Source organism: Nonomuraea sp. NPDC050536 (genome assembly GCF_044457685.1).
In the GTDB taxonomy this organism is placed as follows: Bacteria; Actinomycetota; Actinomycetes; order Streptosporangiales; family Streptosporangiaceae; genus Nonomuraea.
The window spans coordinates 299,859-323,455 of record NZ_JBITHD010000009.1 but is presented as its reverse complement, the minus strand read 5'-3'; the positions used below and the strand labels follow the sequence as shown (position 1 = coordinate 323,455).

At 69.7% G+C, this 23,597-nt stretch carries 23 protein-coding genes; 7 read left to right on the top strand and 16 right to left on the bottom strand.

The window, feature by feature from the left end:
* Window positions 1–11 precede the first annotated feature (11 nt).
* The 6 genes from ACIBHX_RS26255 to ACIBHX_RS26230 all read right to left on the bottom strand — a co-directional run bounded on the left by ACIBHX_RS26255 (window position 12) and on the right by ACIBHX_RS26230 (window position 5,035).
* A complete protein-coding gene (locus tag ACIBHX_RS26255; RefSeq protein ID WP_397069883.1) occupies window positions 12–242 on the bottom strand; it encodes a hypothetical protein in 231 nt (76 codons plus the stop codon).
* Window positions 239–613, bottom strand: coding sequence for a DUF948 domain-containing protein (locus ACIBHX_RS26250; protein ID WP_397069882.1), 375 nt, complete (start codon window positions 611–613; stop codon window positions 239–241). Before ACIBHX_RS26250 ends, ACIBHX_RS26255 begins: the two co-directional genes overlap by 4 nt.
* Window positions 614–681: 68 nt before the next feature.
* The gene (locus tag ACIBHX_RS26245; protein WP_397069881.1) at window positions 682–2,499 is read right to left on the bottom strand and encodes a S41 family peptidase; all 1,818 of its coding nucleotides are present in this window, start codon (window positions 2,497–2,499) and stop codon (window positions 682–684) included.
* Between the two features lie 68 nt (window positions 2,500–2,567).
* The gene (locus ACIBHX_RS26240) at window positions 2,568–3,245 is read right to left on the bottom strand and encodes a hypothetical protein (RefSeq protein ID WP_397069880.1); all 678 of its coding nucleotides are present in this window, start codon (window positions 3,243–3,245) and stop codon (window positions 2,568–2,570) included.
* Window positions 3,242–4,546 carry a replication-associated recombination protein A gene (locus ACIBHX_RS26235; protein WP_397069879.1) on the bottom strand — a complete coding sequence of 435 codons (1,305 nt, stop codon included), beginning with the start codon at window positions 4,544–4,546 and terminating at the stop codon, window positions 3,242–3,244. The genes ACIBHX_RS26240 and ACIBHX_RS26235 overlap by 4 nt, the downstream gene beginning before the upstream one ends.
* A gap of 9 nt (window positions 4,547–4,555) precedes the next feature.
* Window positions 4,556–5,035, bottom strand: a complete 480-nt coding sequence (locus ACIBHX_RS26230; RefSeq protein ID WP_397069878.1) for a DUF2231 domain-containing protein — start codon at window positions 5,033–5,035, stop codon at window positions 4,556–4,558.
* Between the two features lie 172 nt (window positions 5,036–5,207).
* Here ACIBHX_RS26230 and ACIBHX_RS26225 point away from each other — a divergent pair, with 172 nt between their 5' ends.
* Both ACIBHX_RS26225 and ACIBHX_RS26220 read left to right on the top strand, forming a co-directional pair.
* Window positions 5,208–6,098 (top strand): peptidylprolyl isomerase, encoded by an 891-nt coding sequence (locus ACIBHX_RS26225; RefSeq protein WP_397069877.1) that lies wholly within the window; start codon window positions 5,208–5,210, stop codon window positions 6,096–6,098.
* A 74-nt stretch (window positions 6,099–6,172) separates the two neighbouring features.
* Window positions 6,173–7,372 carry a cytochrome P450 gene (locus ACIBHX_RS26220; RefSeq protein ID WP_397069876.1) on the top strand — a complete coding sequence of 400 codons (1,200 nt, stop codon included), beginning with the start codon at window positions 6,173–6,175 and terminating at the stop codon, window positions 7,370–7,372.
* Window positions 7,373–7,426: 54 nt separating this feature from the next.
* Here the strand turns inward: ACIBHX_RS26220 and aspS are convergent, their stop codons facing one another.
* The 3 genes from aspS to ACIBHX_RS26205 are packed head-to-tail and all read right to left on the bottom strand — an operon-like array spanning window position 7,427 to window position 11,127.
* Complete coding sequence (gene aspS / locus ACIBHX_RS26215) at window positions 7,427–9,172, bottom strand: aspartate--tRNA ligase (RefSeq protein ID WP_397069875.1); 1,746 nt, start codon at window positions 9,170–9,172, stop codon at window positions 7,427–7,429.
* Window positions 9,169–10,434 carry a histidine--tRNA ligase gene (gene hisS / locus ACIBHX_RS26210; RefSeq protein WP_397069874.1) on the bottom strand — a complete coding sequence of 422 codons (1,266 nt, stop codon included), beginning with the start codon at window positions 10,432–10,434 and terminating at the stop codon, window positions 9,169–9,171. Before hisS ends, aspS begins: the two co-directional genes overlap by 4 nt.
* Window positions 10,435–10,455: 21 nt before the next feature.
* Complete coding sequence (locus ACIBHX_RS26205) at window positions 10,456–11,127, bottom strand: MBL fold metallo-hydrolase (protein ID WP_397069873.1); 672 nt, start codon at window positions 11,125–11,127, stop codon at window positions 10,456–10,458.
* A gap of 138 nt (window positions 11,128–11,265) precedes the next feature.
* Between ACIBHX_RS26205 and ACIBHX_RS26200 the strand changes: the two genes are divergently transcribed.
* From ACIBHX_RS26200 to ACIBHX_RS26180, 5 genes are read left to right on the top strand one after another with little or no spacing between them, the layout of a single operon-like run.
* The gene (locus ACIBHX_RS26200) at window positions 11,266–12,132 is read left to right on the top strand and encodes a peptidylprolyl isomerase (protein WP_397069872.1); all 867 of its coding nucleotides are present in this window, start codon (window positions 11,266–11,268) and stop codon (window positions 12,130–12,132) included.
* 60 nt (window positions 12,133–12,192) lie between these two features.
* Entirely contained in the window at window positions 12,193–13,422 is a 1,230-nt protein-coding gene (locus ACIBHX_RS26195; RefSeq protein ID WP_397069871.1) for a DUF349 domain-containing protein, read from the top strand.
* Window position 13,423: 1 nt separating this feature from the next.
* Window positions 13,424–14,497, top strand: a complete 1,074-nt coding sequence (locus ACIBHX_RS26190) for a cupin domain-containing protein (protein ID WP_397069870.1) — start codon at window positions 13,424–13,426, stop codon at window positions 14,495–14,497.
* Window positions 14,498–14,521: 24 nt separating this feature from the next.
* On the top strand, window positions 14,522–14,725 hold the full coding sequence (locus ACIBHX_RS26185; RefSeq protein ID WP_397069869.1) for a hypothetical protein: 204 nt from the start codon (window positions 14,522–14,524) through the stop codon (window positions 14,723–14,725).
* The gene (locus tag ACIBHX_RS26180; RefSeq protein ID WP_397069868.1) at window positions 14,665–14,898 is read left to right on the top strand and encodes a hypothetical protein; all 234 of its coding nucleotides are present in this window, start codon (window positions 14,665–14,667) and stop codon (window positions 14,896–14,898) included. The genes ACIBHX_RS26185 and ACIBHX_RS26180 overlap by 61 nt, the downstream gene beginning before the upstream one ends.
* A 187-nt stretch (window positions 14,899–15,085) precedes the next feature.
* Here ACIBHX_RS26180 and ACIBHX_RS26175 read toward each other — a convergent pair whose 3' ends face one another.
* From ACIBHX_RS26175 to ruvA, 7 genes are all read right to left on the bottom strand, one after another.
* Window positions 15,086–17,275 carry a RelA/SpoT family protein gene (locus tag ACIBHX_RS26175; protein ID WP_397069866.1) on the bottom strand — a complete coding sequence of 730 codons (2,190 nt, stop codon included), beginning with the start codon at window positions 17,273–17,275 and terminating at the stop codon, window positions 15,086–15,088.
* Between the two features lie 175 nt (window positions 17,276–17,450).
* The gene (locus tag ACIBHX_RS26170) at window positions 17,451–17,969 is read right to left on the bottom strand and encodes an adenine phosphoribosyltransferase (RefSeq protein ID WP_397069865.1); all 519 of its coding nucleotides are present in this window, start codon (window positions 17,967–17,969) and stop codon (window positions 17,451–17,453) included.
* 67 nt (window positions 17,970–18,036) lie between these two features.
* A complete protein-coding gene (secF, locus tag ACIBHX_RS26165) occupies window positions 18,037–19,023 on the bottom strand; it encodes a protein translocase subunit SecF (protein WP_397069864.1) in 987 nt (328 codons plus the stop codon).
* 1 nt (window position 19,024) lies between these two features.
* Window positions 19,025–20,791 (bottom strand): protein translocase subunit SecD, encoded by a 1,767-nt coding sequence (gene secD / locus ACIBHX_RS26160; RefSeq protein WP_397069863.1) that lies wholly within the window; start codon window positions 20,789–20,791, stop codon window positions 19,025–19,027.
* Between the two features lie 42 nt (window positions 20,792–20,833).
* Window positions 20,834–21,232: a preprotein translocase subunit YajC gene (gene yajC / locus ACIBHX_RS26155; protein WP_397069862.1), complete on the bottom strand. Its 399-nt coding sequence runs from the start codon at window positions 21,230–21,232 to the stop codon at window positions 20,834–20,836.
* A gap of 212 nt (window positions 21,233–21,444) precedes the next feature.
* Window positions 21,445–22,476: a Holliday junction branch migration DNA helicase RuvB gene (gene ruvB, locus ACIBHX_RS26150; RefSeq protein ID WP_397069861.1), complete on the bottom strand. Its 1,032-nt coding sequence runs from the start codon at window positions 22,474–22,476 to the stop codon at window positions 21,445–21,447.
* Window positions 22,477–22,720: 244 nt separating this feature from the next.
* A complete protein-coding gene (gene ruvA / locus ACIBHX_RS26145) occupies window positions 22,721–23,323 on the bottom strand; it encodes a Holliday junction branch migration protein RuvA (protein ID WP_397069860.1) in 603 nt (200 codons plus the stop codon).
* Window positions 23,324–23,597: the final 274 nt, after the last annotated feature.

Here is a 23,597-nt window from a genome sequence, read left to right as displayed (position 1 = left end):
CATCCTTTGCGTTAGTTGTTGTGGTCAGCGTTGTCGAGCCCGAAGCGGGTCCGCAACTCGATTTCGCGGTCGGCGGCTTCGCCGAGCGCGTCAGAGGTAAAGTCTCTCACCTGTGCCAGCACGCCCGATGCCTTCTGCACGGTACGGCGGGCCACATGGTTGGGGTGGAGCGCCTGCAACCGGCGCACCACCCACAGCGTCAGCGCTGCCCCGAGCGAAATGTAGAACAGCCGGCGGATCATGGCCTGCGCCTGGCCTTGCGGGGGCGGCGGGCCTCGATGGCGCGGCGCACGCCGTATCCGAGGGACGAGACCTTGATCAGCGGGCCGGTGAAGATCGTCTGGGTGACCCCGCTGAGCTTGGCGGCGTGGCCGCTGACCTGCTTGACGTCCTTGGCGATGGCCTCGACGGTGACGAGCTGCCTGTTGGTCTCGGTGACCGTGACGCTCACGTCGTCGAGCAGCGGCACCATGCGCTCGGCCAGCTCGGAGACCGCCTTGGTGGTCTCGGTGAGCAGCCTGGCGAGTTTGACGAGCACCATGACGAGAACGCACACCAGAACCACCCAGCCGGTGGCCGCGATCAGCCCGGCGACCTCTCCACCGGTAAGCATCCGCTCATCTCCCTCGTACGCTGGGCCGGAACGCCAAGAACCCTATCGCGTCCGGCCCGCGCCGATGCTCATCCCGTGGTGGCGCGCGTCAAATCCACGCGGCGGGCGGCGACCAGCTCCCCCTTCCTGTATCCCTCGAGGAGCAGCGTCCCTGCGGCGGGTACCTGGATGGTGACCTGCCCGTCGGCCACGTCCTTCGAGGCCTGCGGGCGGCCGTCGGCGTACACGTCGAGCCTGTCGAGCCCGGCGACCGTGAGCGTGGCCGTCCCGCCGGCGACCGAGTCGAGGTCGAGCCGGCGCCCTTCGAGGCCGGCCAGGATGCGGCCCGCCCGCTCGATCAGGTCGGCGTTGCCGCCGATCACGTCGCGCGGGGTGAGCAGGTGCCGCTCGTCGGCGTGGATGCCCAGGTCCTCGACCGGGGTGCCGGACGACGGGCCGACGCGCAGCGTGCGGCGGATGGCCACGCGCATGCCCGCCCCGCCGGGCAGCGACCGGTAGGGCGACTCCTCGCCGGGCTCGGGGTCCATCAGCGAGGTGAGCAGCTGGTGGGTCCAGACGTTGGCGCCGCCGGCGCCGGTGACGTCGTCGGTGCCGAGGACCGGGCCGATGCCGTGGTCCTGGAAGCCGGCGGCGAAGATGTCGGTGGCCGAGTAGCAGCGGGCGTCGGTGATCAGGACGACGGGCCCGTGGTAGATCTGGCCGCGGTCGTTGGCCATCTCCGGGTCGGTGAGCGGGAAGGCGGCCGAGAAGGTGCTGCCGGTCTCCAGCGCCTGCCGCATGGACGGCCGCCACGGCTCGAGGCCGCGCACCCTGTCGCAGATGAGCTTGTTGAGCGGGGTGTTGATGAACTGGATGGGTTCCGGTTCGATGCGGCGCGGGGTGAGCATCTGCAGCAGCGATTCGGCTCCGGGCCCCGAGCCGCCGCCGTTGCCGCGCACGTCGACGATGAGCCCGGTCTGCGGCAGCAGCCGGATGAGGCGGGCGAACTCGTCGACGAAGCCGGGCGCGTTGGGGGTGAGGAAGCTCCAGATGCGCAGGTGCCCGAACTCGCCCGCGGCCGTGGTGACGCTCCTGGCCCTGAAGAAGGTCCTGAACTCGGGTATGACCTCGATCCCCGTGGCGTCCTCGCCGGCGAACAGGTCGGCCTTGACGGCTCCCAGGACGGCGCCGTGCAGGTCGTAGGCGAGGGTGAGGGCCGCCTCGTCGAGGATGTCGGGGTCGGGCAGCGGCGGGTTCTGCGATACCCGCCAGACCTCGCTCACCGTCCGCGTGTGCCCGTCGCGGGTGTGGTAGCGGAGGGTGACGACCTCCTCGTCGGGCGGCAGGTGCCTCATCAGCGGCCTGAGGGTGAGGGTCTCCAGCCCGCGGGCGTAGCGGGCGGCGGCGTTGCTGCCCGCGTACTTGGCGGCGTTGAGGCGGATGGCCCGCTCGATGGGGATGTCGTTCCAGTGGGTGACCTCCACGCCCGGCCCGAAGCCCTCCGGCGGCGTGTAGCCCTTGGCCAGGGCGGTCACCAGGTAGTGCACGTCCTCCTGCTGGAAGCACTCCTCGATGAGGAACGGCAGGTAGGCGGTCAGCCCGCCGTACGGGCTCGGGACGAGGTAGTTGGTGTGCAGGTCGCGCAGCGAGTGGAAGATCTCCAGCAGCTCGGCGTGGAAGTCCCGCTCGGAGACCATGGCCTGGGTGCTCATCCGCGCGAGCATCACGCGCAGCCGCTGCAGCGGGTTGATGCCGTGCATGGCGGCCTTGAGCGGGAGGTGGACGTAGTTCTGCTCCAGCATGAGCAGGGCCTGTCCGACGATGAGCCTGCGCTCGGCGAGGCTGAGCACGTCCTGTGTCCTGGCCAGGAAGTCGGCGAGCGGCCGGTCCTGTGTGGGTTCGGTCATGCCCTCACGGTTGGCCTGTCCCGGCGGGGCGGCAAGAGTAACCCCCTACTCATGAGGGCAGGGCTTGGTTACGGCAGGCGGGCGAAAGCGCGCACCACCACAGGCCCGGCGAGGTCGCCCGCCGGCGGCACGGCGGTGAACGTGGCGCCGAGCGGCGGCAGGTCGTCCAGCGCCGTCAGCGCCTCGACCGCCGGGATTCCCGCGGCGGTCAGTGCGGAGCCGGCGAAAGACGCATCGGCGCCCACCAGGGCCGCCCCTTGGCCGGCCAGCCAGGCCTGCGCCTCGGCCGTGAGTGCCCGTCCTCCGGCCTCCAGCAGCACCGCCTTCCCCCGCACGTCGAAGGCGGCCAGCGCGCCCACGCCGATCTCCGCGCCGCGGGCGCCGGCCAGGCGGACGACCACCGCGGGAAGGTCCACGGTGCGGGCCAGGTCGAGCCCGCCGGCGGGCAGGTGGATGCGGGTGGCGGCCGTGGTGAGGTCGACCAGCCGGCCACCGTCGGCGACCGCCGCTTCCTTGGCGTCGGAAGGGCCGCCGCGGGTGCCCTTGTGCGGCTCGGCGAAGACCTCCACGTTGGACAGCACGACCTCGTCGGTCATCAGCAGCCCGAGCGAGGCCACGAACAGCGCGGCGATCTCCTCCCGGTTCGCCCGCGCCGAGGGCAGGTCGACGCGGAAGCCGTGCACGCTCAGGTCGCCGCCGTTGGAGAAGGTGATCACGGCATCGAACGAGGCGCGGTAGTCGGTCACCCGTCGCCCCGCAGGAAGTCGCGGATCTTGGCCCAGCGCTCGGCGACCGGCGCCTCGGCGCCGTGCGTGGTCGGCTCGTAGTAGCGGCGCTGGCGCACCTGCTCGGGCGCGTACTCCTGGCGGACGAGGCCGTGATCGTAGTCGTGCGGGTACTTGTAGCCCTCGCCGTGGCCGAGCTTGGCCGCGCCAGGGTAGTGGGCGTCGCGCAGGTGGCCTGGCACCTGGCCGATCAGGCCCTGGCGCACGTCGCCGATCGCGGCGCCGATGGCCTTGACCACGGCGTTGGACTTGGGGGCCAGCGCGCAGTGGATGACGGCGTGCGCCAGGTTGATCTGCCCCTCCGGCAGGCCGATGAGCTGGACGGCCTGAGCCGTGGCCACGGCCGTCTGCAGGCAGGTGGGGTCGGCCATGCCGACGTCCTCGGAGGCGAAGATGACGATCCGGCGGGCGATGAAGCGCGGATCCTCCCCCGCCTCGATCATGCGCGCCAGGTAGTGCAGCGCGGCGTCCGCGTCGGAGCCGCGCATCGACTTGATGAACGCGCTGATCACGTCGTAGTGCTGGTCGCCCTGCCGGTCGTAACGGACCGCGGCCTTGTCGACGGCCTTCGCCACCACCTCGACGGTGATGTCGTCGGCCAGCAGGGCGGCGGCCTCCAGGTAGGTGAGCGAGCGGCGGGCGTCGCCGCCGGCCAGCCGTACCAGGTGGTCGAGGGCCTCGTCGGAGACGGCGGCCCGGCCGTCGAGCCCGCGGTCGGAGGTGACGGCGCGGGTGAGCACGGCGCGGATGTCGTCGTCGGTGAGCGACTCCAGCGTCAGCAGCAGCGAGCGCGACAGCAGCGGCGAGATCACCGAGAAGAACGGGTTTTCCGTGGTGGCGCCGATGAAGGTGACCCAGCGGTTCTCCACGGCGGGCAGCAGCGCGTCCTGCTGCGCCTTGTTGAAGCGGTGCACCTCGTCGACGAACAGCACGGTCTGGCGGCCGGTCATGCCCAGCTCACGGCGGGCGTTGTCGATGGCGGCGCGCACGTCCTTGACCCCGGCCGAGACCGCGGAGATCTCGACGAAACGGCGCTTGGTCACGTTGGAGACCACGTAGGCCAGCGTGGTCTTGCCGGTGCCGGGCGGCCCCCACAGGAACAGCGACATGGGGGCCTCGCTCTCCACGAGCCTGCGCAGCGGCGTGCCCGGCCCGAGCAGGTGCCGCTGGCCGATCACCTCGTCCAGGGTGCGCGGTCGCATCCTGACGGCCAGAGGCTGCGGGGTGGCCTCCTCAGCCGCCGAATCGAACAGACTCTCCACAACGCGAGATTACACGCCCCATACGGCCCTCGCTCCCGAGTCGCCGGCGCGGAAACAGTAGTAGCCGACGACCGCGGCCAGCACCATCGTGACGGCCGAAAGCGCCAGCGTGACCGGTCTGCCGAAGCGGTCGTCCAGCGAGCCGCGCGACGGCTTGGTGGCGACCACCAGCACCAGGCCGGCCATGCCGAGGCCGAGGGCCGACAGCAGCAGCGGGTTGGCGAAGCTCTCGTGGGTGGCGACCTTGGTGGCCAGCGAGCCGTCCGCCGAGGCGAAGCGGGCCTGCTTGAGGTGCTCGCCGCTCTCCTTGGCCATGAAGACCGCGCCCGGCGCGACCACCGACAGGGCCACCACGGCCCAGGCCAGGAAGGCCCGCCAGCGCGGGAACAGGGCGTACGCCACGTCCACCGCCGCCAGCAACGGGACCAGCACGACGGCGAAGTGGATGATCAAAGGGTGGGCCGGCAGGCCCAGGATCTGGTCGAACATGGCGCACTCCTACGAAGTTCTCATTTCAACTACGAATCTCAGCACGAGAAGGTTCGCGATCAAGCACCGTCCCAGTGGGCCGATTCCGTCACTTACGTCCGACACATATGGAGGGCCGGTAGCATTCCGGAAGTTGTTTGGTCATATGTCGGCAAACATGGAGGACATACCGGTGAGCGGCGACGACCGCCAGAGCGAGCTGGCGCGTGAGCACAAGGCGCGGCAGGAGCAGCGCGCCGCGGAGCAGAACGCCAAGGGGCGGCGCAACACCTTCATCGGGGCGGGCGTGGCCGTCGTGGTCGTGGCCGCCGGCATCTTCGCGGCCACGACGATGACCAAGAAGGACGACGCGCAGAAGACGGCGGCCGAGAGCACACCGTCGGCCTCGCCCTCGGCTTCTGCCTCCCCCACGGACCTGCCCACCGAACCGCCCAAGAAGACGGGCCCGGTGAGCTGCACCTACGTGCGAGACAAGGACAGCCGGCAGAAGTTCGTCGGCATGCCGCCGAAGAAGGCCCACGTCAAGTTCAAGAAGTGGACGATCAACACCAACCGCGGCACCATCGTCGTCGACCTGATGTCCGACGCGGCTCCGTGCTCGATCAACTCCCTGGCCTTCCTCAACAGCAAGCACTTCTACGACAAGCAGAAGTGCTACCGCCTGGTCACCCCGGCCGTCTCGCCCGTGCACCTGCTGCAGTGCGGTGACCCGCTGGCCAAGGCCGACGGCGCGAACACCGAGGACGGCACGGGAACCTCCGGCTACACCTTCCCCGACGAGAACGGCGACATCCCGCTCGGCAAGGGCGTGGTGTTCCTCACCCAGCCGGGCGAGGACAAGAACCTGAGCAACAGCAACTTCGCCTTCTCCATGTCGGACCAGAACACCCAGATCCAGGGCCCGTTCAACGTGGTCGGCATGGTCAGCAAGGGCATGGACATCCTGCTCAACCTGGCGCCCACCGAGGCCGACCTGATCGTCAACAAGCAGGACCTGATGAACGACGGCGGCTCCACCGCGCCGCGCAAGCCCGTGATCATCACGTCGATGACCTTCAAGTGATTCACGTCACACTCGGCTGATCGGCCGCTCCCCGGGGACAGAGTGGGTTGTGAACCCATGACGAGGAGCGGCCGATGCCTGCTGAGACCCTGCCTTTCGAGTTCTTCTTCTCTCCCGAGTTCAGCACCGACCCCTACGCGCTCTACGAGGATCTGCGCGCCAAGGGCCCGGTGCACGCGATCGACTTCCCGCCGGGCGCCAGCTCATACGTGATCGTGGACTACGAGCACGGCAGGGCGGCGCTGAACGATCCGCGGCTGTCGAAGAGCCTGGCCAGCGGGCCCGACTGGTTCCGCGACATGATGCTCAAGAACGACGCGGTGCTGGCCGACAACATGCTGATGACCGACCCACCCGACCACACCAGGCTGCGGAAGGTCATCTCCAAGGCGTTCACGCCGCGCCGCGTCGAGGAGCTGCGTCCCCGGGTGGAACAGATCACCGCCGAGCTCGTCGACGGCCTGGCGGACAAGGGCGAGGCGGACCTGATCGCCGACTTCGCTTTCCCGCTGCCGATCATCGTGATCTGCGAGCTGCTCGGCATCCGCGCCGAGGACCGCGACCTGTTCAGGGACTGGTCAGGCGCGCTGCTGGTGCCCGCGCTCGACGAGGAGGCCGTCGCGGTCCGCGAGCGGGCCACCCAGGCCCTGCGCGAGTACTTCGGCGCGCTCATCGCCGAGCGCCGCGCCCAGCCCAAGGACGACCTGGTCGGCGTGCTGGTGGCCAGCCCCGAGCTGAGCGAGAAGGAGCTGCTGTCGACGCTGGTGCTGCTGCTGATCGCCGGGCACGAGACGACCGTGAACCTCATCGGCAACGGCACCCTGGCGCTGCTGCGCAACCCCGACCAGCTCGAGCTGCTGAAGCAGCGTCCCGAGCTGGTGCAGAGCGCGGTGGAGGAGTTCCTGCGCTATGACGCGCCGGTCGAGCGTGCCACGTTCCGCGTCGCGGTCGAGGACCTGGAGATCAGCGGCACGCTGATCCCGAAGGGGTCGTTCGTGAACGTGTCCATCGGCGCCGCCGGGCGCGACCCGCAGGCCTTCGACGGGCCGGAAAAACTCGACATCACCCGGTCCGACAACCGGCACGTGGCCTTCGGCCACGGCATCCACTTCTGCCTGGGCGCGCCGCTGGCCCGCATGGAGGGCCAGATCGCCTTCACCACACTGCTCGAGCGGCTGCCGGGCATCGAGCTGGCCTGCGACGTGACGGAGCTCAGCTGGCGCTTCAGCGGCGCGATCGTGCGCTCACTGTCCGCCCTGCCCGTCCGCTTCTGAGCATGGATGTACGGCAAGCGGGAACCTTGCCCGCTTGCCGTACATCGAGAAGTGCTACTCCTTGGGCTTGGCGTCGACGCCGGCTTCCTTGCGCTGCTCGACCGTGATCGGCGTGGGCGCGCCCGTCAGCGGGTCGAAGCCGGAGGCGGTCTTCGGGAAGGCGATCACGTCGCGGATCGAGTCGCCGCCGGACAGCAGCATGCAGATCCGGTCCCAGCCGTAGGCGATGCCGCCGTGCGGGGGCGGGCCGTACTTGAACGCCTCGAGCAGGAAGCCGAACTTGGACTCGGCCTCCCCCTTGGAGATGCCCAGCACGTCGAAGACCCGCTGCTGCATCTCGGCGCGGTGGATACGGATCGAGCCGCCGCCGATCTCCATGCCGTTGCAGACCATGTCGTAGGCGTAGGCCAGCGCCTCGCCCGGGTGGTCCTGGAAGCTGTCGGCGAACTCCGGCTTGGGGCCGGTGAAGGGGTGGTGGACGGCCGTCCAGCCGATCGCGCGGCCGACGTCGTCGTGCACGGGCTCGAACATGGGCGCGTCGACCACCCAGAGGAACTCCCACCTCGACTCGTCGATCAGGCCGCAGCGGTGGCCGATCTCCAGGCGGGCCGCGCCGAGCAGCTCGCGGGAGGCGTGCGGGAGCCCGGCGGCGAAGAAGATCGCGTCGCCCGGCTTGGCGCCGACCTTGTCGGCCAGGCCGGACAGCTCCGTCTCCGACAGGTTCTTGGCCACCGGTCCGCCGAGCGTGCCGTCCTCCTGGACCAGCACGTACGCCAGGCCGCGCGCGCCGCGCGAACGCGCCCACTCCTGCCAGCCGTCGAGCTCCTTGCGGGTCTGCGAGCCGCCGCCCGGCATGACGACCGCGCCGACGTACTCGGCCTGGAAGACGCGGAAGCTCGTCTGGGCGAAGTAGTCGGTCATCTCGACCAGCTCCTGGCCGAAGCGCAGGTCCGGCTTGTCGGAGCCGAAGCGGGCCATCGCGTCGGCGTAGGTCATGCGCGGCAGCGGCGTGGCGATCTCGTAGCCGAGCACGTCCTTCCAGATGCGGCCGATCAGCTTCTCGCCGACGGCGATGACGTCCTCCTGGTCGACGAAGGACATCTCGATGTCGATCTGGGTGAACTCCGGCTGGCGGTCGGCCCGCAGGTCCTCGTCGCGGTAGCACTTGGCCAGCTGGTAGTAGCGCTCGAGCCCGGCCACCTGCAGCAGCTGCTTGAACAGCTGCGGCGACTGCGGCAGCGCGTACCAGTTGCCCGGCTGCAGCCGCACCGGCACCAGGAAGTCGCGCGCGCCCTCGGGCGTGGAGCGGGTCAGCGTCGGCGTCTCGACGTAGACGAAGCCGAGCTCGTGCATCACCTCGTTGGCCAGGTAGGTCGCCTTGGAGCGCACCCGCATGGCGTTGGCCACCTGCTGGCGGCGGATGTCCAGGTAGCGGTACTTGAGGCGAGCCTCCTCCGACACGCCTACGTTGCCCTCGATCGGGAACGGCAGCGGCGCCGACTCGCTGAGCACCTCGACCTGGTCGGCCACGACCTCGATCGCGCCGGTGGGCAGCTCGGGGTTCTCGTTGCCCTCGGGCCTGCGCCTGACCTGGCCGACCACCTTCACGCAGTACTCGCTGCGCAGGCCGTGCGCGTCGTCCTCCTCGCGGAAGACGACCTGCGCCGAGCCGGAGGCGTCGCGCAGGTCGATGAAGACGACGCCGCCGTGGTCACGGCGCCTGGCCACCCATCCCGCGAGCGTCACCTGCTGGCCGGCGTGCTCCTCGCGGAGCTCGCCGGCGTTGTGCGTGCGAATCACTGCACTTTCCCTTTCAAAACGTCCACGACCGAGTCCAGCGGCACCTCGGTCTGCTCAGCGGTGGTCAGGTCCTTCAGCTGTACGGCTCGCGCCGCCAGGTCACGCTCGCCCAGGATCAGTGCGAACCGGGCGCCGGAACGGTCGGCGCCCTTCATCGCGCCCTTCAGCCCCTTGCCGCCGAAGGACATGTCGGCGCTGACCCCGGCCCGGCGGAGCTCGTCCACGAGCAGGAACATCCGGCGGCGCGCGTCGTCACCCAGCGGGACACCGTACACCTCGACGCGCGCGGCCGTGGCGGCCTGAACGCCTTCGCGCTCCAGCGCGATGACGGTGCGGTCGAGCCCGAGCCCGAAGCCGATGCCGGGCAGCGGGGGCCCGCCGATGGCCTCCGACAGGCCGTCGTAGCGCCCGCCGCCGCCGATGCCCGACTGCGCGCCCAGCATCGGGTGGTCGAACTCGAAGGTGGTGCGGGTGTAGTAGTCGAGCCCGCGCACCAGCCTGGGCGCGTCCTCCCAGGGGATCGACAGGTCGGCGAGCAGCTGCTTGACCGTGTCGTGGTAGGTCTTGCAGTCGGCGCACAGGTGGTCGGCGATCAGCGGCGCGCCCTCCAGCTGCGCGCGCACCTCGGGCCGCTTGTCGTCGAGCACCCGCAGCGGGTTGATCTCGATGCGCTCCCTGGTGGCGGCGTCGAGGTCGAGGCCGCGCAGGAACTCCTGCAGCCGGGCGCGGTAGATGGGGCGGCACTCCTTGCAGCCCAGCGAGTTGAGCAGCAGCCGCACCCGGGTCAGGCCGAGCTCCTCGTACCAGCGCCAGGCCAGCGCGATCGTCTCGACGTCGACGGCCGGGTCCTCGCTGCCGATGGCCTCCAGGTCCAGCTGGTAGAACTGGCGGTAGCGGCCCTCCTGGGGCGCCTCGGCGCGGAAGACGGGTCCGTCGGTCCACACCTTGACCGGCAGCTGGCCGCGGTGCAGGCCGTACTCAAGCACCGCGCGCAGGACGCCTGCGGTGAACTCCGGGCGCAGCGTCAGCGAGCGGCCGCCGCGGTCGGTGAAGGTGTACATCTCCTTGCTGACGACGTCGGTGGACTCGCCGACGCCGCGGGCGAACAGCTGGGTGTCCTCGAAGACGGCGGTCTCCAGGTAGGCGTATCCCGCCCGGCCGGCCGCGTCGGCGAAGGCCCGGCGGATGGCGAAGAAGGTGGCCGCCTGCGGCGGCACGTACTCCTTGACGCCCTTGGGTGCTTGAAAGCTTTGGTTGTTCACTCGCTTCGCTCGCTCACGTCATCAGATCCCTCGTGTGGGACCGGCGTGCGGCGCGGCCTCTTTCAGGTACGGGTTCGTGGCGCGCTCGCGGCCGATCGTGGTCTGTGGTCCGTGGCCCGGCAGGACCACCGTCTCGTCCGGCAGCGGCAGGCACTTGGTGGCCAGGCTGCGCAGGATCGTCCGGTAGTCGCCCCCGGGCAGGTCCGTGCGGCCGATGGAGCCGGCGAACAGCAGGTCACCCGAGAACATGATCTCGTCTGCGGGCAGCCGGAAGCTCACCGACCCCCTGGTATGGCCCGGAGTGTGGTCGACCACGAACTCCAGCCCGGCCAGCTCCAGCACGGCGCCGTCGGACAGCTCCCGCACGTCGTCGGGCTCGGTCAGCTTGAGGTCGCCGAAGATCGGCGCGCCGATGCCCTTGGTGGGGTCGCTGAGCATCTCACGGTCGTCGGGGTGGATCCACGCGGGGATGTCGCGCGCGCCGCAGACCGGGGCGACGGACCACACGTGATCGAGGTGACCGTGCGTGAGCATGACGGCCACGGGCTTGAGCCGGTGCTCGCGCAGCAGCTCGTCCACACCCTCGACGGCGTCCTGACCTGGGTCGACGATCACGCATTCCTCGCCCGCGGCGGGCGCGACGGCGTAACAATTGGTCTGGAACGCCCCTGCGGGGAAGCCTGCGATGAGCATCTGCCTCAGGTGATCTCGTCAATAAGCCAATGGGAATGTAACTGAAGGGTACCGGTGCGGGTCGCCGGGCTGCGAATCATTACCCGTTGGCCGATACGATTCGCCCACCTCAGTTGATTGACTATGGGAGGCAAAGCGGTGGCCACGGGGAAGGACCGGCAGAAGCAACTGGCGCGCGAGCACCACGAGCGGCAGCTGCAGCGCCGTATCGAGCGCGAGCAGCGGACCAAGCGCAACGCCATCATCGGCTCAAGCGTGGGCGTGGTCGTCGTGGTCGGCGGCATCGTGGCAGCCGTGACGCTGCTCAACGGGGGCGACACCAAGACCCAGGCGGCGGCGACGCCCTCGGCCTCGGCGCCGGAGACCTCCGCGCCGCCGTCCACGGGCCCCAAGCCCTACAACGCCGCGACCGGCACCTGCGACTACGTCAAGGACACCAACGGCAAGGTCAAGAGCGTGGGCCTGCCTCCGACCAAGGCGACGGCCACGCCGGCGACCAAGACGATGACGTTCAAGACGAACCAGGGCGACATCGTGGTCGAGCTGAACAACGCCAAGGCTCCCTGCACGGTCAACTCGCTGGAGTTCCTGGCCAAGAAGAAGTACTACGACGGCAGCAAGTGCCACCGGCTCGGCAGCGACAAGTTCCCGATGCTGCAGTGCGGCGACCCGACTGCCAAGGCCGACGGCAAGAACAAGAACGACGGCACCGGCACCCCCGGCTACGTCATGGCCGAGGAGAACCTGACGGGCGCCACCTACAAGCGCGGCACGATGGCGATGGCCAAGACGCAGGCGCCCGGCACCACCGGCAGCCAGTTCTTCCTGGTTTACGGTGACCTGAGCCTGTCCCCGGATTACACGCCGGTGGGTACGATCACCAAGGGCCTGGACATTCTGGACAAGGTCAACAAGGCGGGCGTCATGGCCGACATGGGTGATGGCACCGGGGCGCCCAAGCAAACCGTCGAAATCAAAGACGTGACAATCTCTGGCAAGAGCTGACGTAATACAACCAGGGACGGGTAGTCCCGAAGGGTCTGATGGAAAGTGCGGGAGGACACGGTGAGCACCGACCCGTGGGGCCGGGTAGACGACGACGGCACCGTCTACGTGCGTACGGCTGAGGGAGAGCGAGCCGTCGGGTCCTGGCAGGCCGGTGAGCCCGAGGAAGCGCTGGCCTACTTCCATCGCAAGTACGACGAACTGGCCGGCCAGGTGCAGCTGCTCGAGCAGCGGGTGCGCGGCACGGACCTGGCTCCGGCGCAGGCCGAGGCCAGCATCGTCAAGCTGCGCGAAGCCGTCGCGGACGCGCACGCCATCGGCGACCTGGCCGCGCTGACGGCCCGGCTCGACCACCTGACCGAGCTGGTCGCCCAGCGCCGGGAAGAGGTCAAGGTCGCCCGCGAGCACGCGCGCGCCGAGGCCAGGCACGTCAAGGAACGCATCGTCGACGAGGCCGAGCGGATCGCCGACGAGACCACCCACTGGAAGTCGGGCGGTGAGCGGCTGCGCCAGCTGGTCGAGGAGTGGAAGGCCGCCGACCGCATCGACAGGGTCACCGAGGCGGCGCTGTGGAAGCGGCTGTCGGCCGCGCGCACGGCCTTCGCCAAGCGGCGCAAGACCTACTTCGCCGGGCTCGACGAGCAGCGCGAGGGGGTGCGCGCCACCAAGGAGCGCATCGTGGCCGAGGCCGAGGCCATCGCCGACTCCACCGACTGGGGCCAGACGGCCGCCGTCTACCGCGAGCTGATGCAGCAGTGGAAGACCGCGGGCCGGGCCTCCCGGGAGGCGGAGGACGAGCTGTGGGCGCGTTTCAAGGCCGCCCAGGACCAGTTCTTCCAGGCGCGCTCGGCGGTCTTCGCCGAGCGTGACGCCTCCCTGGCGGCCAACGCGGAGGCCAAGGAGGTGCTGCTCGGCGAGGCCGAGAAGATCCTGCCCGTCACCGACGTACGGCCGGCCAGGGCGGCGCTGCGCTCGATCCTGGAGCGCTGGGAGGCGGTCGGCCCCGTGCCGCGCGAGCAGCGCGACCGGCTCGAGGGCGGGCTGCGCAAGGTGGACGACGCCGTGCGCAAGGCCGAGGACGCGGAGTGGAAGCGTTCCAACCCCGAGGCCCGCGCCCGCGCGCAGAGCACGGTCGACCAGCTGCGCTCCTCGATCGAGCAGCTGGAGAAGCGGCTGTCCAAGGCGCAGGCCGCCGGCCGGGCCAAGGACGTCAAGGAGGCCGAGGAGGCGCTGATCGCCCGCCGCTCGTGGCTGGAGGAGGCCGAGCGGACGCTGGCCGAGTTCAGCTGACATGGACCCGGTAGCCGACGCGCGCGCCCTGGTCTCGTCGCGCTTTCCCGACGCGCTCTACGCCTTCCTGGGCGGCAGCGTGCTGACGTCACGGCGGACGCCCACGTCGGACCTCGACATCGTGGTCGTGCTCCCGGATACACGTCCGTACCGGGACACGCTGCGGTGGCGCGAGTGGCCGGTCGAACTGGCCGTGCACAACGAGCTGAGCCTGATCGGGTGGGCGGACCGCGACCTGGCCAGGCGGGTGCCCACTCTGCCGCGGATGTGCGCCGACGGGGTGATCCTCGTCGATCGGGTGGGGCGCGCGCCCGCCGTACAGGAGGCCATGCGGGCTCGGGTGGCCGCGGGTCCCGGTTCCGTGTCCCTGGATCGGGGACGGTATGTGCTGTCGGACCTGCTCGACGACCTGGCGGGAGCCACAGACCCCGGTGAGCAGGCGTTCATCCGGTGGAGGGTCGTCGAGGAGACGGCTCGGCTGGCGCTGGACGTCGACTCCCACTGGCGGGGCTCGGGCAAATGGCTGCTGCGCGAGCTGCGCGCGCACGACCCGGCGCTGGCCGCCGACCTGCTGGCCGCTCGCGAGGATCCGGTACGGCTGGCCGCCCTGGCCGCCTCGGTGCTGGAGCGGGCCGGAGGGCGCCTGTGGGAGGGGTACAAGGTTTCCGGGGACGCCTTCCACCTGCGGCTCGGGCACGTGACGCCGGGCTCGCTGAGCTCGGAGACGGCGCAGAGCTCGGGCATGCACCGGCTGGCGGCGATCAGCGGCGGTACCGTGGGCTCGAGCAACCTCTGGATGGGGCAGACGCACGTGGCACCGCTGACCCGCTCGGCCGACCACCACCACGGGGCCTCCGAGACCGCCATCTACGTCGTCAGCGGGCGGCCGTCGTTCGTCTTCCTCGAGGACGGCGACGAGATCCGGATCGACGCCGGGCCCGGCGACTACGTCTTCGTGCCGCCCTACGTCCCCCATCGGGAGGAGAATCCGGATCCGTCGCAGGAGGCGGTGGTCGTCATCGCCCGCAACACCCAGGAAGCCATCGTCGTCAACCTGCCGTCACTCGCGGGCTAGCCTGTTCTATGCGAACATGTGTTCGTGGTAGGTGAAGCGACGATCCTGCATGCCGACCTCGACGCGTTCTACGCCTCGGTCGAGCAGCGCGACCATCGCTCCCTGCGCGGGCGGCCCGTCATCGTCGGCTCCGGCGTGGTGCTGGCGGCCAGCTACGAGGCCAAGGCGTGCGGTGTCCGAACCGCGATGAACGGCCGCGCCTGCGCTTCGAGGACTTCGCGCGGGTGACCAGGTCCCACACGATCGCGCAGGCCACCGACCAGACGGCTCCGCTGCTGTCCACGGCCAGGCGGTTGCTCGGTCAGGCCTTCTCACTGATCGACTCGCGCGGGAGCCCGGCGCCCTGTACGGCCGCAAGCCGGGCACCCCAGCACCAGCCCCCACAGGCGCCGCGTCGGTGAGACGGGGGACGGCCGAGGTCGGCGCCCTGGGCGGTGGGGTGTGGGGGCCGTGGGGCCACGGTTATGGGGCGCCGTGGCGGCGGGGAAGGGGCTACCTGTGAGGGACACGCCGCGTGCGCGGCGCGAGCCCGTGGCGGCGGGCGGCGGGTGGCGGGTGGCGGCGGCTCGCCGTACAGGAGCGAAGAAGTCACCCGCTGGCGCCGCTGACGCGGTAGACGTCGAAGACGCCCTGGATGCTGCGGACGGCCTTGAGGACGTGGCCGAGGTGCTTCGGGTCGCCCATCTCAAAGGTGAAGCGGCTGACCGCGACCCTGTCGCGCGAGGTCGTGACCGAGGCGCTGAGGATGTTGACGTGCTGGTCCGACAGCGTCCGTGTGACGTCCGACAGCAGGCGCGGCCGGTCGAGCGCCTCCACCTGGATCGCGACCAGGAACACCGAGTCGTCGCTCGGCGACCAGCTGACCTCCACCAGCCGGTCGGGCTGCTCCTTGAGCTGCTGCACGTTGGTGCAGTCGGCGCGGTGGACCGACACGCCGTGCCCGCGGGTGACGAAGCCGACGATCTCGTCACCGGGGACGGGCGTGCAGCACTTGGACAGGCGTACCCAGACGTCGGCGTCGCCGGCGACCACCACACCGGCGCCGCCGCCCCTGGGACGGCCCCTGAGGCGCGTGGGGAGCGCGGTCTCGGCGATGTCCTCCTCGGCGCTCTCGACGCCGCCTATGGAGGCCACGAGCTTCTGCACGACCGCCTGCGCGGCCACGTGCCCCTCGCCGACCGCCGCGTACAGCGCCGACACGTCCGGGTAGCGCAGGTCGCGAGCCAGCGCCAGCAAAGACTCACCTGACATCAGGCGCTGCAACGGCAGGCCCTGCTTGCGCATCGCGCGGCCGATGGCCTCCTTGCCCGCCTCGATCGCGGTCTCGCGGCGCTCCTTGGAGAACCACTGCCTGATCTTGTTGCGGGCGCGGCCCGACTTGACGAACTTCAGCCAGTCGCGCGACGGCCCGGCGTCCGGCGACTTCGAGGTGAAGATCTCCACCGTGTCGCCGTTGCCGAGCCTGGACTCCAGCGGCACCAGCCGCCCGTTGACCCGGGCGCCGATGCAGCGGTGTCCCACCTCGGTGTGCACGGCGTAGGCGAAGTCGACGGGCGTGGCGCCCTCCGGCAGTGACACCACCTGGCCGCGCGGGGTGAAGACGTAGACCTCGGAGACCGACAGGTCGAAGCGGAGCGACTCGAGGAACTCGCCCGGGTCGGAGGTCTCCTTCTGCCAGTCGAGCAGCTGGCGCAGCCAGGCCATGTCGCTGCCCGGCTTGACCTTGCCCGGCGGCCCGCCGCTGCCGACCTCCTCCTTGTACTTCCAGTGCGCCGCCACGCCGTACTCGGCCTTGTGGTGCATCTTGTGCGTGCGGATCTGCAGCTCGACCGGCTTGCCCTCGGGACCTATCACCGTGGTGTGCAGCGACTGGTACATGTTGAACTTGGGCATCGCGATGTAGTCCTTGAACCGGCCGGGCACCGGATTCCACCTGGCGTGGATCGTTCCGAGCGCCGCGTAACAGTCGCGGACCGTGTCGACCAGGACGCGGATGCCCACCAGGTCGTAGATGTCGTCGAAGGCGACATCCCTGGCGATCATCTTCTGGTAGACCGAGTAGTAGTGCTTGGGCCGGCCCTTGACCACCGCGCGCATCTTGGCCTCGCGCAGGTCGCCGGACACCTTCTCGATGACTTCCTGCAGGAACAGGTCGCGCCGCGGCGCCCGCTCCGACACCATGCGCGCGATCTCGTCGTAGCGCTTGGGGTAGAGCATGGCGAAGGCGAGGTCTTCCAGCTCCCACTTGATCGTGTTCATGCCCAGGCGATGGGCCAGCGGGGCGAAGATCTCCAGCGTCTCGCGCGACTTCTGGTGGCGCTTGTGCTCGGGCAGGTAGCGCATGGTGCGCATGTTGTGCAGCCGGTCGGCCAGCTTGATGATCAGTACCCGGATGTCGCGCGACATCGCCACGACCATCTTGCGCACGGTCTCGGCCTGCGCGGCGTCGCCGAACTTCACCTTGTCCAGCTTGGTCACGCCGTCGACGAGCGAGGCGATCGTCTCGCCGAAGTCGCCGCGCAGCTCTTCCAGGCCGTAGGCGGTGTCCTCGACGGTGTCGTGCAGCAGCGCCGCGCACAGCGTCTCGTCGTCGGTGCCCAGCTCGGCCAGGATCGTCGCCACGGCCAGCGGGTGCGTGATGTACGGGTCGCCCGACTTCCGCTTCTGGTCGCGGTGGTGGTAGGCGGCCATGTCGTAGGCGCGCTCGATCAGGCGCAGGTCGGCCTTGGGATGGGTGGCACGGACCGTCCTGAACAGCGGCTCCAGCACCGGATTCATGGCCCCACCCCCAAATCGCCTTCGACGTGCGGGCGCAGCGCCGGGTGCCGTCTCGGCATTCCCGGCGTCCGTTACGTCGGGCACGACCACATCACGGGGCACACAGACTCCTCACGTTCGAGTCCAGGCCCCTTAGTGTATCCAGGTGTCCAACCTGGCCTGCCGCGGGTCCGGCTCAGACGATCACGAGGGAGCGCAAATCCACTCCCGCGAGGCGCTCACGGCCCTTGAGAAAACCAAGCTCCATGAGTACGGCAAGCCCGGCGACCTCGCCGCCCGCCCGCCTCACCAGCTCCACGGCCGCCTCCGCGGTACCCCCTGTGGCCAGCACGTCATCGACGATGAGAACCCGGTCACCCGGCGTGAAGGCGTCCTTGTGCACCTCGATGGTGGCGGAGCCGTACTCCAGATCGTAGGACTCCTCGATCGTCTCGGCGGGCAGTTTGCCCTTCTTCCTGACCGGGACGAATCCCGCGCCCGCCCGGAGGGCGACCGGAGCGGCCAGAATGAAGCCGCGCGCCTCGATTCCGACGATCTTGTCGACCTGGAACAGGCCGGACAGCTCGTCCACCACGGCGGTGAACGCCTCCGCGTCGGCGAGCAGCGGCGTGATGTCCTTGAACAGCACGCCGGGCTGGGGGTAGTCCGGCACGTCCCTGATGTGCGTCAGGATCAGGTCGGTCAGGTCGCTCATCACCGCGCTCCTTCATGGCGACGCCTCCCCCTTGGGTCAGGAGGAGGCGCCGGCGATTGGTTCGTGCCTAGCCCTTGGCTACCGCGGCCCTTTTGGAACCTTTGCCACCGGTGGCGAGCACCCTGCGGGCGATGGCCTGGTACTTCGGCTCCCGCTCCTTCAAGGTGACCAGCAGCGGCGTCGCCACGCACAGCGAGGAGTAGGTGCCGACGATCATGCCGACGAACAGGGCCAGCGACAGGTCCTTCAGCGTGCCCGCGCCGAGCAGCGTGGTGCCGATGAACAGGATCGCCGCCACCGGCAGGATCGCGACCAGCGAGGTGTTCAGCGACCGGATCAGCGTGTGGTTCAGGGCGTTGTTAGCCGCCATGGAGTACGTCTGCTTGGAGGCCGAGCCCAGCTTGGCCGTGACCTCCTTGATCATGTCGAACACCACGACCGCGTCGTACAGCGAATAGCCCAGGATCGTCAGGAAGCCCAGCATCGTGGCGGGCGTGACCTCGAACCCGGACCAGGCGTAGACGCCGGCGGTGATGACCAGGTCGTGGATGAGCGCCACGATGGCGGCCAGGGCCATCTTGGGCTCGAACGCCATCGACAGGTACAGGATGATCGCCAGCATGAAGACGCCCAGGCCGATCCAGGCCTTGTTGGAGACCTCACCGCCCCAGGTGGCACCGATCGCCTGCACGCTGACCTGGTTCACGGAGACGCTGAAGTCCTTGGCCACCGCGTTCTGCACCTTGGTCAGCTCGCTCTCGGGCAGCACCTCGGTGGTGACCCGCCAGCTGTTCTTGGTGGACTGCACGATCGGCTGGTGCACGCCCTCGTCGCGGAAGGTGGTGCGGACTTCCTCGATGCTGTGGCTCTGGGTGGTGCTGGGGAAGGTGAAGACCGTCCCTCCCCTGAACTCCACGCCCAGGTTGAGCCCGTTGATCAGGAGGCCCGCCAGGGACACGATCAGGAGGAACCCGGACAGGCTGTACCACAGCTTCCAGCGGCCGACGAAGTCGACGTTGATCTCGCCGCGGTAGAGGCGACGCGCGAGTCCCATCTCAGGCCTCCTGCGGGGTGGTCGGGCGGCCGGTGGAGGTGTCCGGCGCGGTGCTCATGCGCTCGGCGTCGAGGCCGGACAGCGGGTGGCCCTTGGCGAAGAACTTCAGCCTCGCCAGCAGGGCGATGAACGGCTTCGTGAACAGGAACACCACGATGACGTCGATCAGCGTGGTCAGGCCCATCGCGTAGGCGAAGCCGGCCACGCCGCCGACGGCCAGCACGTACAGCACGACCGCGGCGATGAACATGACGGCGTCGGCGATCAGGATCGTGCGCCGGGCGCGGACCCAGGCCACCTCGACGGCCGCACGCAGCGTCCGTCTGCCTTCCTTCATCTCGTCACGTATGCGTTCGAAGTAGACGATGAAGGAGTCGGCTGTGATACCGATCGAGACCACCAGGCCGATGATGTGCGGCAGCGACAGCCGGAAGCCCGCGTTGTGTCCCAGCACGACCACCGCCGAATAGGTGATGATCGAGGCCACCACGAGGCTCAGGACCGCCACGATGCCCAGGCCGCGGTAGTACAGCAGCGAGTAGATGAGCACCAGGCCGAGGCCGATGGCGCCGGCGATGAGGCCGCCCTGCAACTGGTCCTGGCCCAGCGTCGAGGACACGGTCTCGATCGAGCTGCGCTCGAACTTCAGCGGCAGCGCGCCGTACTTGAGCTGCTCGGCCAGGTCGTTGGCGGTCTTCTGGGTGAAGCCGCCGGTGATCTCGGCGCGGCCACCGGGGATCGGGCCGAGGATGTTGGGCGCGGTGATGACGACGCCGTCCAGGACGACGGCCACCCGGTTGCGCGGCTCCTGGCTGTTGTAGGCGACCGAGGTGAGCTTGCTCCACTCGGCGGCGCCCTTGCTCTTGAAGTCGAGCTGGACCAGCCACTCGGTGGTGCCCTGGCGGATGCCGGCGCCGGCCGAGTCGATGTCGGTGCCGACGACCTTGGCCACGTCCAGGATGTACTTGGCCTGGCCGTCCTTGTCACAGGCCGCGAGCTGCTTGCTCGGGTCGTCCTGCACGCCCTGGCCGCGCTTCTTCGGGTCGGCGCAGTTGAGCGCCTGGAACTGCTTGAGCACCGCCGGGTCGACGCCCTGGGTGTTGATGCCCGCGTTCTGGTCCTGGTTGGGCTGCGTGCTGGGCTGCGCGCTCGGCGTGGCCGACGGCGTGGGGGTCGCCTTGGCGTCCTTGCCCTTCTTGGTGTTCTGCGCCGAGGGCGTCGGCGTGGGCGCCGTCAGGGCCGACGACAGCGCCTTGCCTGTCGGCGTGGCCGTCGGCTTCTTGTCCGAGGGCTTCTCCGACGGCTTGGTGGACGGCTTGCCCGACTGGGTGCCGCTCGGGGTGGTGCTCGGCTTGGGCGCCTCGGTGGGCAGATTCTGCGGAACCTGGGTCGCCTGCTCCGCGAGCACCTGGCGGAAGCGCAGCTCCGCCGTGGTGCCGACCAGCTTGATGACCTCGTCCTGGCCCACACCCGGGACGGAGATCACGATGTTGTCGCCGGACTTGGCGACCTCCGCGTCGGAGATTCCCGTGCCGTTGACTCGCTCACGGATGATGCTGACCGCGCGATCGAGGATCTCCTGCGGAGGCGAGCCGCCGTTCGGAGGCTTGGGGGTCAGGGTCACCGTGGTGCCGCCGGCGAGGTCGAGTCCCAGCTTCGGCGTGAACGCCTTCTGCAGGAGCATCGTCCCGCCCAGGGCGAGGATGAGCGCCAGAAGCACCAGGAGCGTGCGCCCCGGATAGCTGTGGCGGCTGGTCGGTCGGGCCACTGGTCGTCAGTTCTTTCGGTTAGGGGTCTATGCAGAGCTTAGTCAGGACTTGTTGGTACTCGTGTCCTGCTCGCCGTTGCTGGGCTCCGTTTCCTGCTTGGTGTCCGTCTCCGTCTTGGCGTCGGTCTCGCTGGCCTCGTCCGCGTCGGCAGGCTCGTCGGCGACGGGCTCGTCACCGGGGGTGACGACGCGGCCGATCGCGGCCTTGACCCAACGGGTCTCGATGCCAGGGGCCACCTCGAGGATCACGTCCTCATTGTCCACCGCCACGACGGTGCCGAACAGGCCGGTCGTGGTCATGACGCGCGCGCCCGGAGTAAGGGAGTTCTGCATCTTGGCCGACTCCTGCTGACGCTTGCGCTGCGGGCGGATCAGCAGGAAGTAGAACACCACCACCAGAAGAATCAGCGGCAGGATGCTTCCCAGTTGTCCCATGTTCATAGCGGGGCGACCTTCCATTGTCGTACAAGAAGTTGACACCGGCACTGCGCCGGAAATTCCGTGCGTTGCGTGGGGCCGCGCCGCTCAGCCCATCAGCCTACACAGCCAGCCAAGCCACGGAGTGTAGGCGGTTGTTGCGAAACGCGGCAACGAGGCAGCGTTCCGGCGCGCGGGGAAGTTCCCAATTCGAAACGGTTGCAACCGTTCTGTGATCAGTCGAAGAGCGTGGCTCCGAACGCATCGGGGGGTGGGGTCATGCCCAGATGGACCCAGGCCGCCGCCGTGGCGACCCTACCGCGAGGAGTTCTGGCGAGCAGCCCCTGACGCACCAGGAACGGCTCGGCCACCACTTCTACGGTCTCCGGCTCCTCCCCCACGGCCACGGCCAAGGTCGACAGACCGACGGGGCCGCCGCCGAACTTGCGCAGCAGCACGCCGAGAACGGCCCGGTCGAGGCGGTCGAGGCCTTCCGGGTCCACCTCGTACAGGTTCAGCGCAGCCGACGCGATGTCACGATTTATCACGCCTTCCGCTCGCACGTCGGCGAAGTCGCGCACGCGGCGCAGCAGCCGGTTGGCGATGCGGGGCGTGCCGCGCGAGCGCCTGGCGATCTCGTGCGCGCCATCGGTGGGCAGCGTGACGTCCAGCAGCCTGGCCGAGCGGTAGAGGACTTGCTCGAGTTCTCCCACGTCGTAGAAGTCCATGTGCGCGGTGAAGCCGAACCTGTCGCGCAGCGGCGCGGGCAGCAGCCCCGCCCTGGTGGTCGCCCCGACCAGCGTGAACGGCGCGATGTCCAGCGGGATCGCGGTCGCGCCCGGCCCCTTGCCGACCACGATGTCGACCCTGAAGTCCTCCATGGCCAGGTACAGCATCTCCTCGGCGGGCCTGGCCATCCGGTGGATCTCGTCGATGAACAGCACCTCGCCCTCGGCCAGCGTCGACAGGATCGCCGCCAGGTCACCCGCGCGCTCGAGCGCGGGGCCGGAGGTGATCCTGAGCGGGGCGCTCAGCTCCGCCGCTATGATCATCGCCAGCGTCGTCTTGCCCAGGCCCGGCGAGCCGTTCATCAACACGTGGTCCGGCGGCCTCGCCCTGCGCAGCGCGCTCTCGAGCACCAGCGACAGCTGCTCGCGCACGCGCGCCTGCCCGATGAACTCGCTCAGCCGCTTCGGCCGCAGCGCCGCCTCGACCTGCAGCTCGTCTCCCCCGGCATCGGGCGACACGAGCTCCCGCTCAAAACTCACGCTCCCCCCTCACACACCTGGTACGGCACCGCCAAGCCTCCCACCCACGCCCAACCCAACCCCGGGCCCCGGACAACCACCCCAATCCGTGCACCACGTCGCCGCGACGCTGCGCCATGTGTGACGGCCGACCGGTGTGACTCGGTCTGCCCGGATGCCAGGGCGATGGAATGGGTTGGGCCTGGGACACAGTCCAGCGCCGGACGGCGGGCGTAGGGGCTCGGAATGTGCGCGACGGGTGGGGTCATCGGACGCTCAGGGTGCGGAGGGCGGCCTTGAGGAGGACGGCCACGTTGGGCGTTTCTCCGGCGTCGGGCTCGATGGCGGAGATGGCGTCGTCGGCGTCCTTGCTCGAGTATCCGAGCCCGACAAGCCCCGAGTGGACCTGGTCGCGCCAGAACGCCACGCGCCGGGAGCCGTTGAGCGCGGCGTCGACGATCTCCTCGGGGGTGCCGAGGCGGTCCTTGAGTTCGAGGACGATGCGCTGCGCGCCCTTCTGCCCGATGCCCGGCACCTGGGTGAGCGCCTTGAGGTCCGCGCCGGCCACCGCGACGCGCAGCGCGTTCGGCGTGTGTACGGCGAGCATCGCCAGAGCCAGCTTCGGTCCCACGCCGCTGGCCGTCTGGAGCAGTTCGAAGACGGCCCGCTCGTCGTCGGTGGCGAAGCCATACAGGGTCAGGGACTCCTCGCGCACGACCAGCGACGTGGACAGCCGGGCCTCCTCGCCGACGCGAAGGGTGGCCAGGGTGCCGGGGGTGCAGTGGGTGAGGATGCCCACGCCGCCCACCTCGATCACGGCCCCGTCAGGGGCGATGGCGGCCACCCGTCCCGTCACTGACGCGATCACGGTGCTCTCCTTGTCGTCCGTGCCTGCTTCACCACGCCACCCTCGGGTGTTCCTGCCTCACCACGCCGCCCTCGGGGTGTTCCCTGCTTCATCACGCCGCCCTCCGGACGTTCCTGCTTCGCCACGCGGCACTGCGGGTGTTCCTGCTTCCCCGGGCTCCCACGAATCCGCGGCGGTCTCCCGCAAGGACTCACCCGGCCCCTGCGCCGTCCCGCGATCCGGCACCGCAGCCTCCCCTGACGAGACTCCTTGGGGAGCCGCGCCTCGCATGGCA

Bases quoted from the DNA above. Each gene is read 5' to 3' on its own strand.
- ACIBHX_RS26175 (WP_397069866.1), bottom strand. From the start codon at position 17,275: ATGAATCCGGTGCTGGAGCCGCTGTTCAGGACGGTCCGTGCCACCCAT.
- ACIBHX_RS26220 (WP_397069876.1), top strand. From the start codon at position 6,173: ATGCCTGCTGAGACCCTGCCTTTCGAGTTCTTCTTCTCTCCCGAGTTC.
- ACIBHX_RS26255 (WP_397069883.1), bottom strand. From the start codon at position 242: ATGATCCGCCGGCTGTTCTACATTTCGCTCGGGGCAGCGCTGACGCTG.
- ACIBHX_RS26170 (WP_397069865.1), bottom strand. From the start codon at position 17,969: ATGAGCGACCTGACCGACCTGATCCTGACGCACATCAGGGACGTGCCG.
- yajC (WP_397069862.1), bottom strand. From the start codon at position 21,232: ATGAACATGGGACAACTGGGAAGCATCCTGCCGCTGATTCTTCTGGTG.
- ACIBHX_RS26190 (WP_397069870.1), top strand. From the start codon at position 13,424: ATGGACCCGGTAGCCGACGCGCGCGCCCTGGTCTCGTCGCGCTTTCCC.
- ACIBHX_RS26230 (WP_397069878.1), bottom strand. From the start codon at position 5,035: ATGTTCGACCAGATCCTGGGCCTGCCGGCCCACCCTTTGATCATCCAC.
- secF (WP_397069864.1), bottom strand. From the start codon at position 19,023: ATGGGACTCGCGCGTCGCCTCTACCGCGGCGAGATCAACGTCGACTTC.
- ACIBHX_RS26205 (WP_397069873.1), bottom strand. From the start codon at position 11,127: ATGCTCATCGCAGGCTTCCCCGCAGGGGCGTTCCAGACCAATTGTTAC.
- ACIBHX_RS26245 (WP_397069881.1), bottom strand. From the start codon at position 2,499: ATGACCGAACCCACACAGGACCGGCCGCTCGCCGACTTCCTGGCCAGG.
- ACIBHX_RS26250 (WP_397069882.1), bottom strand. From the start codon at position 613: ATGCTTACCGGTGGAGAGGTCGCCGGGCTGATCGCGGCCACCGGCTGG.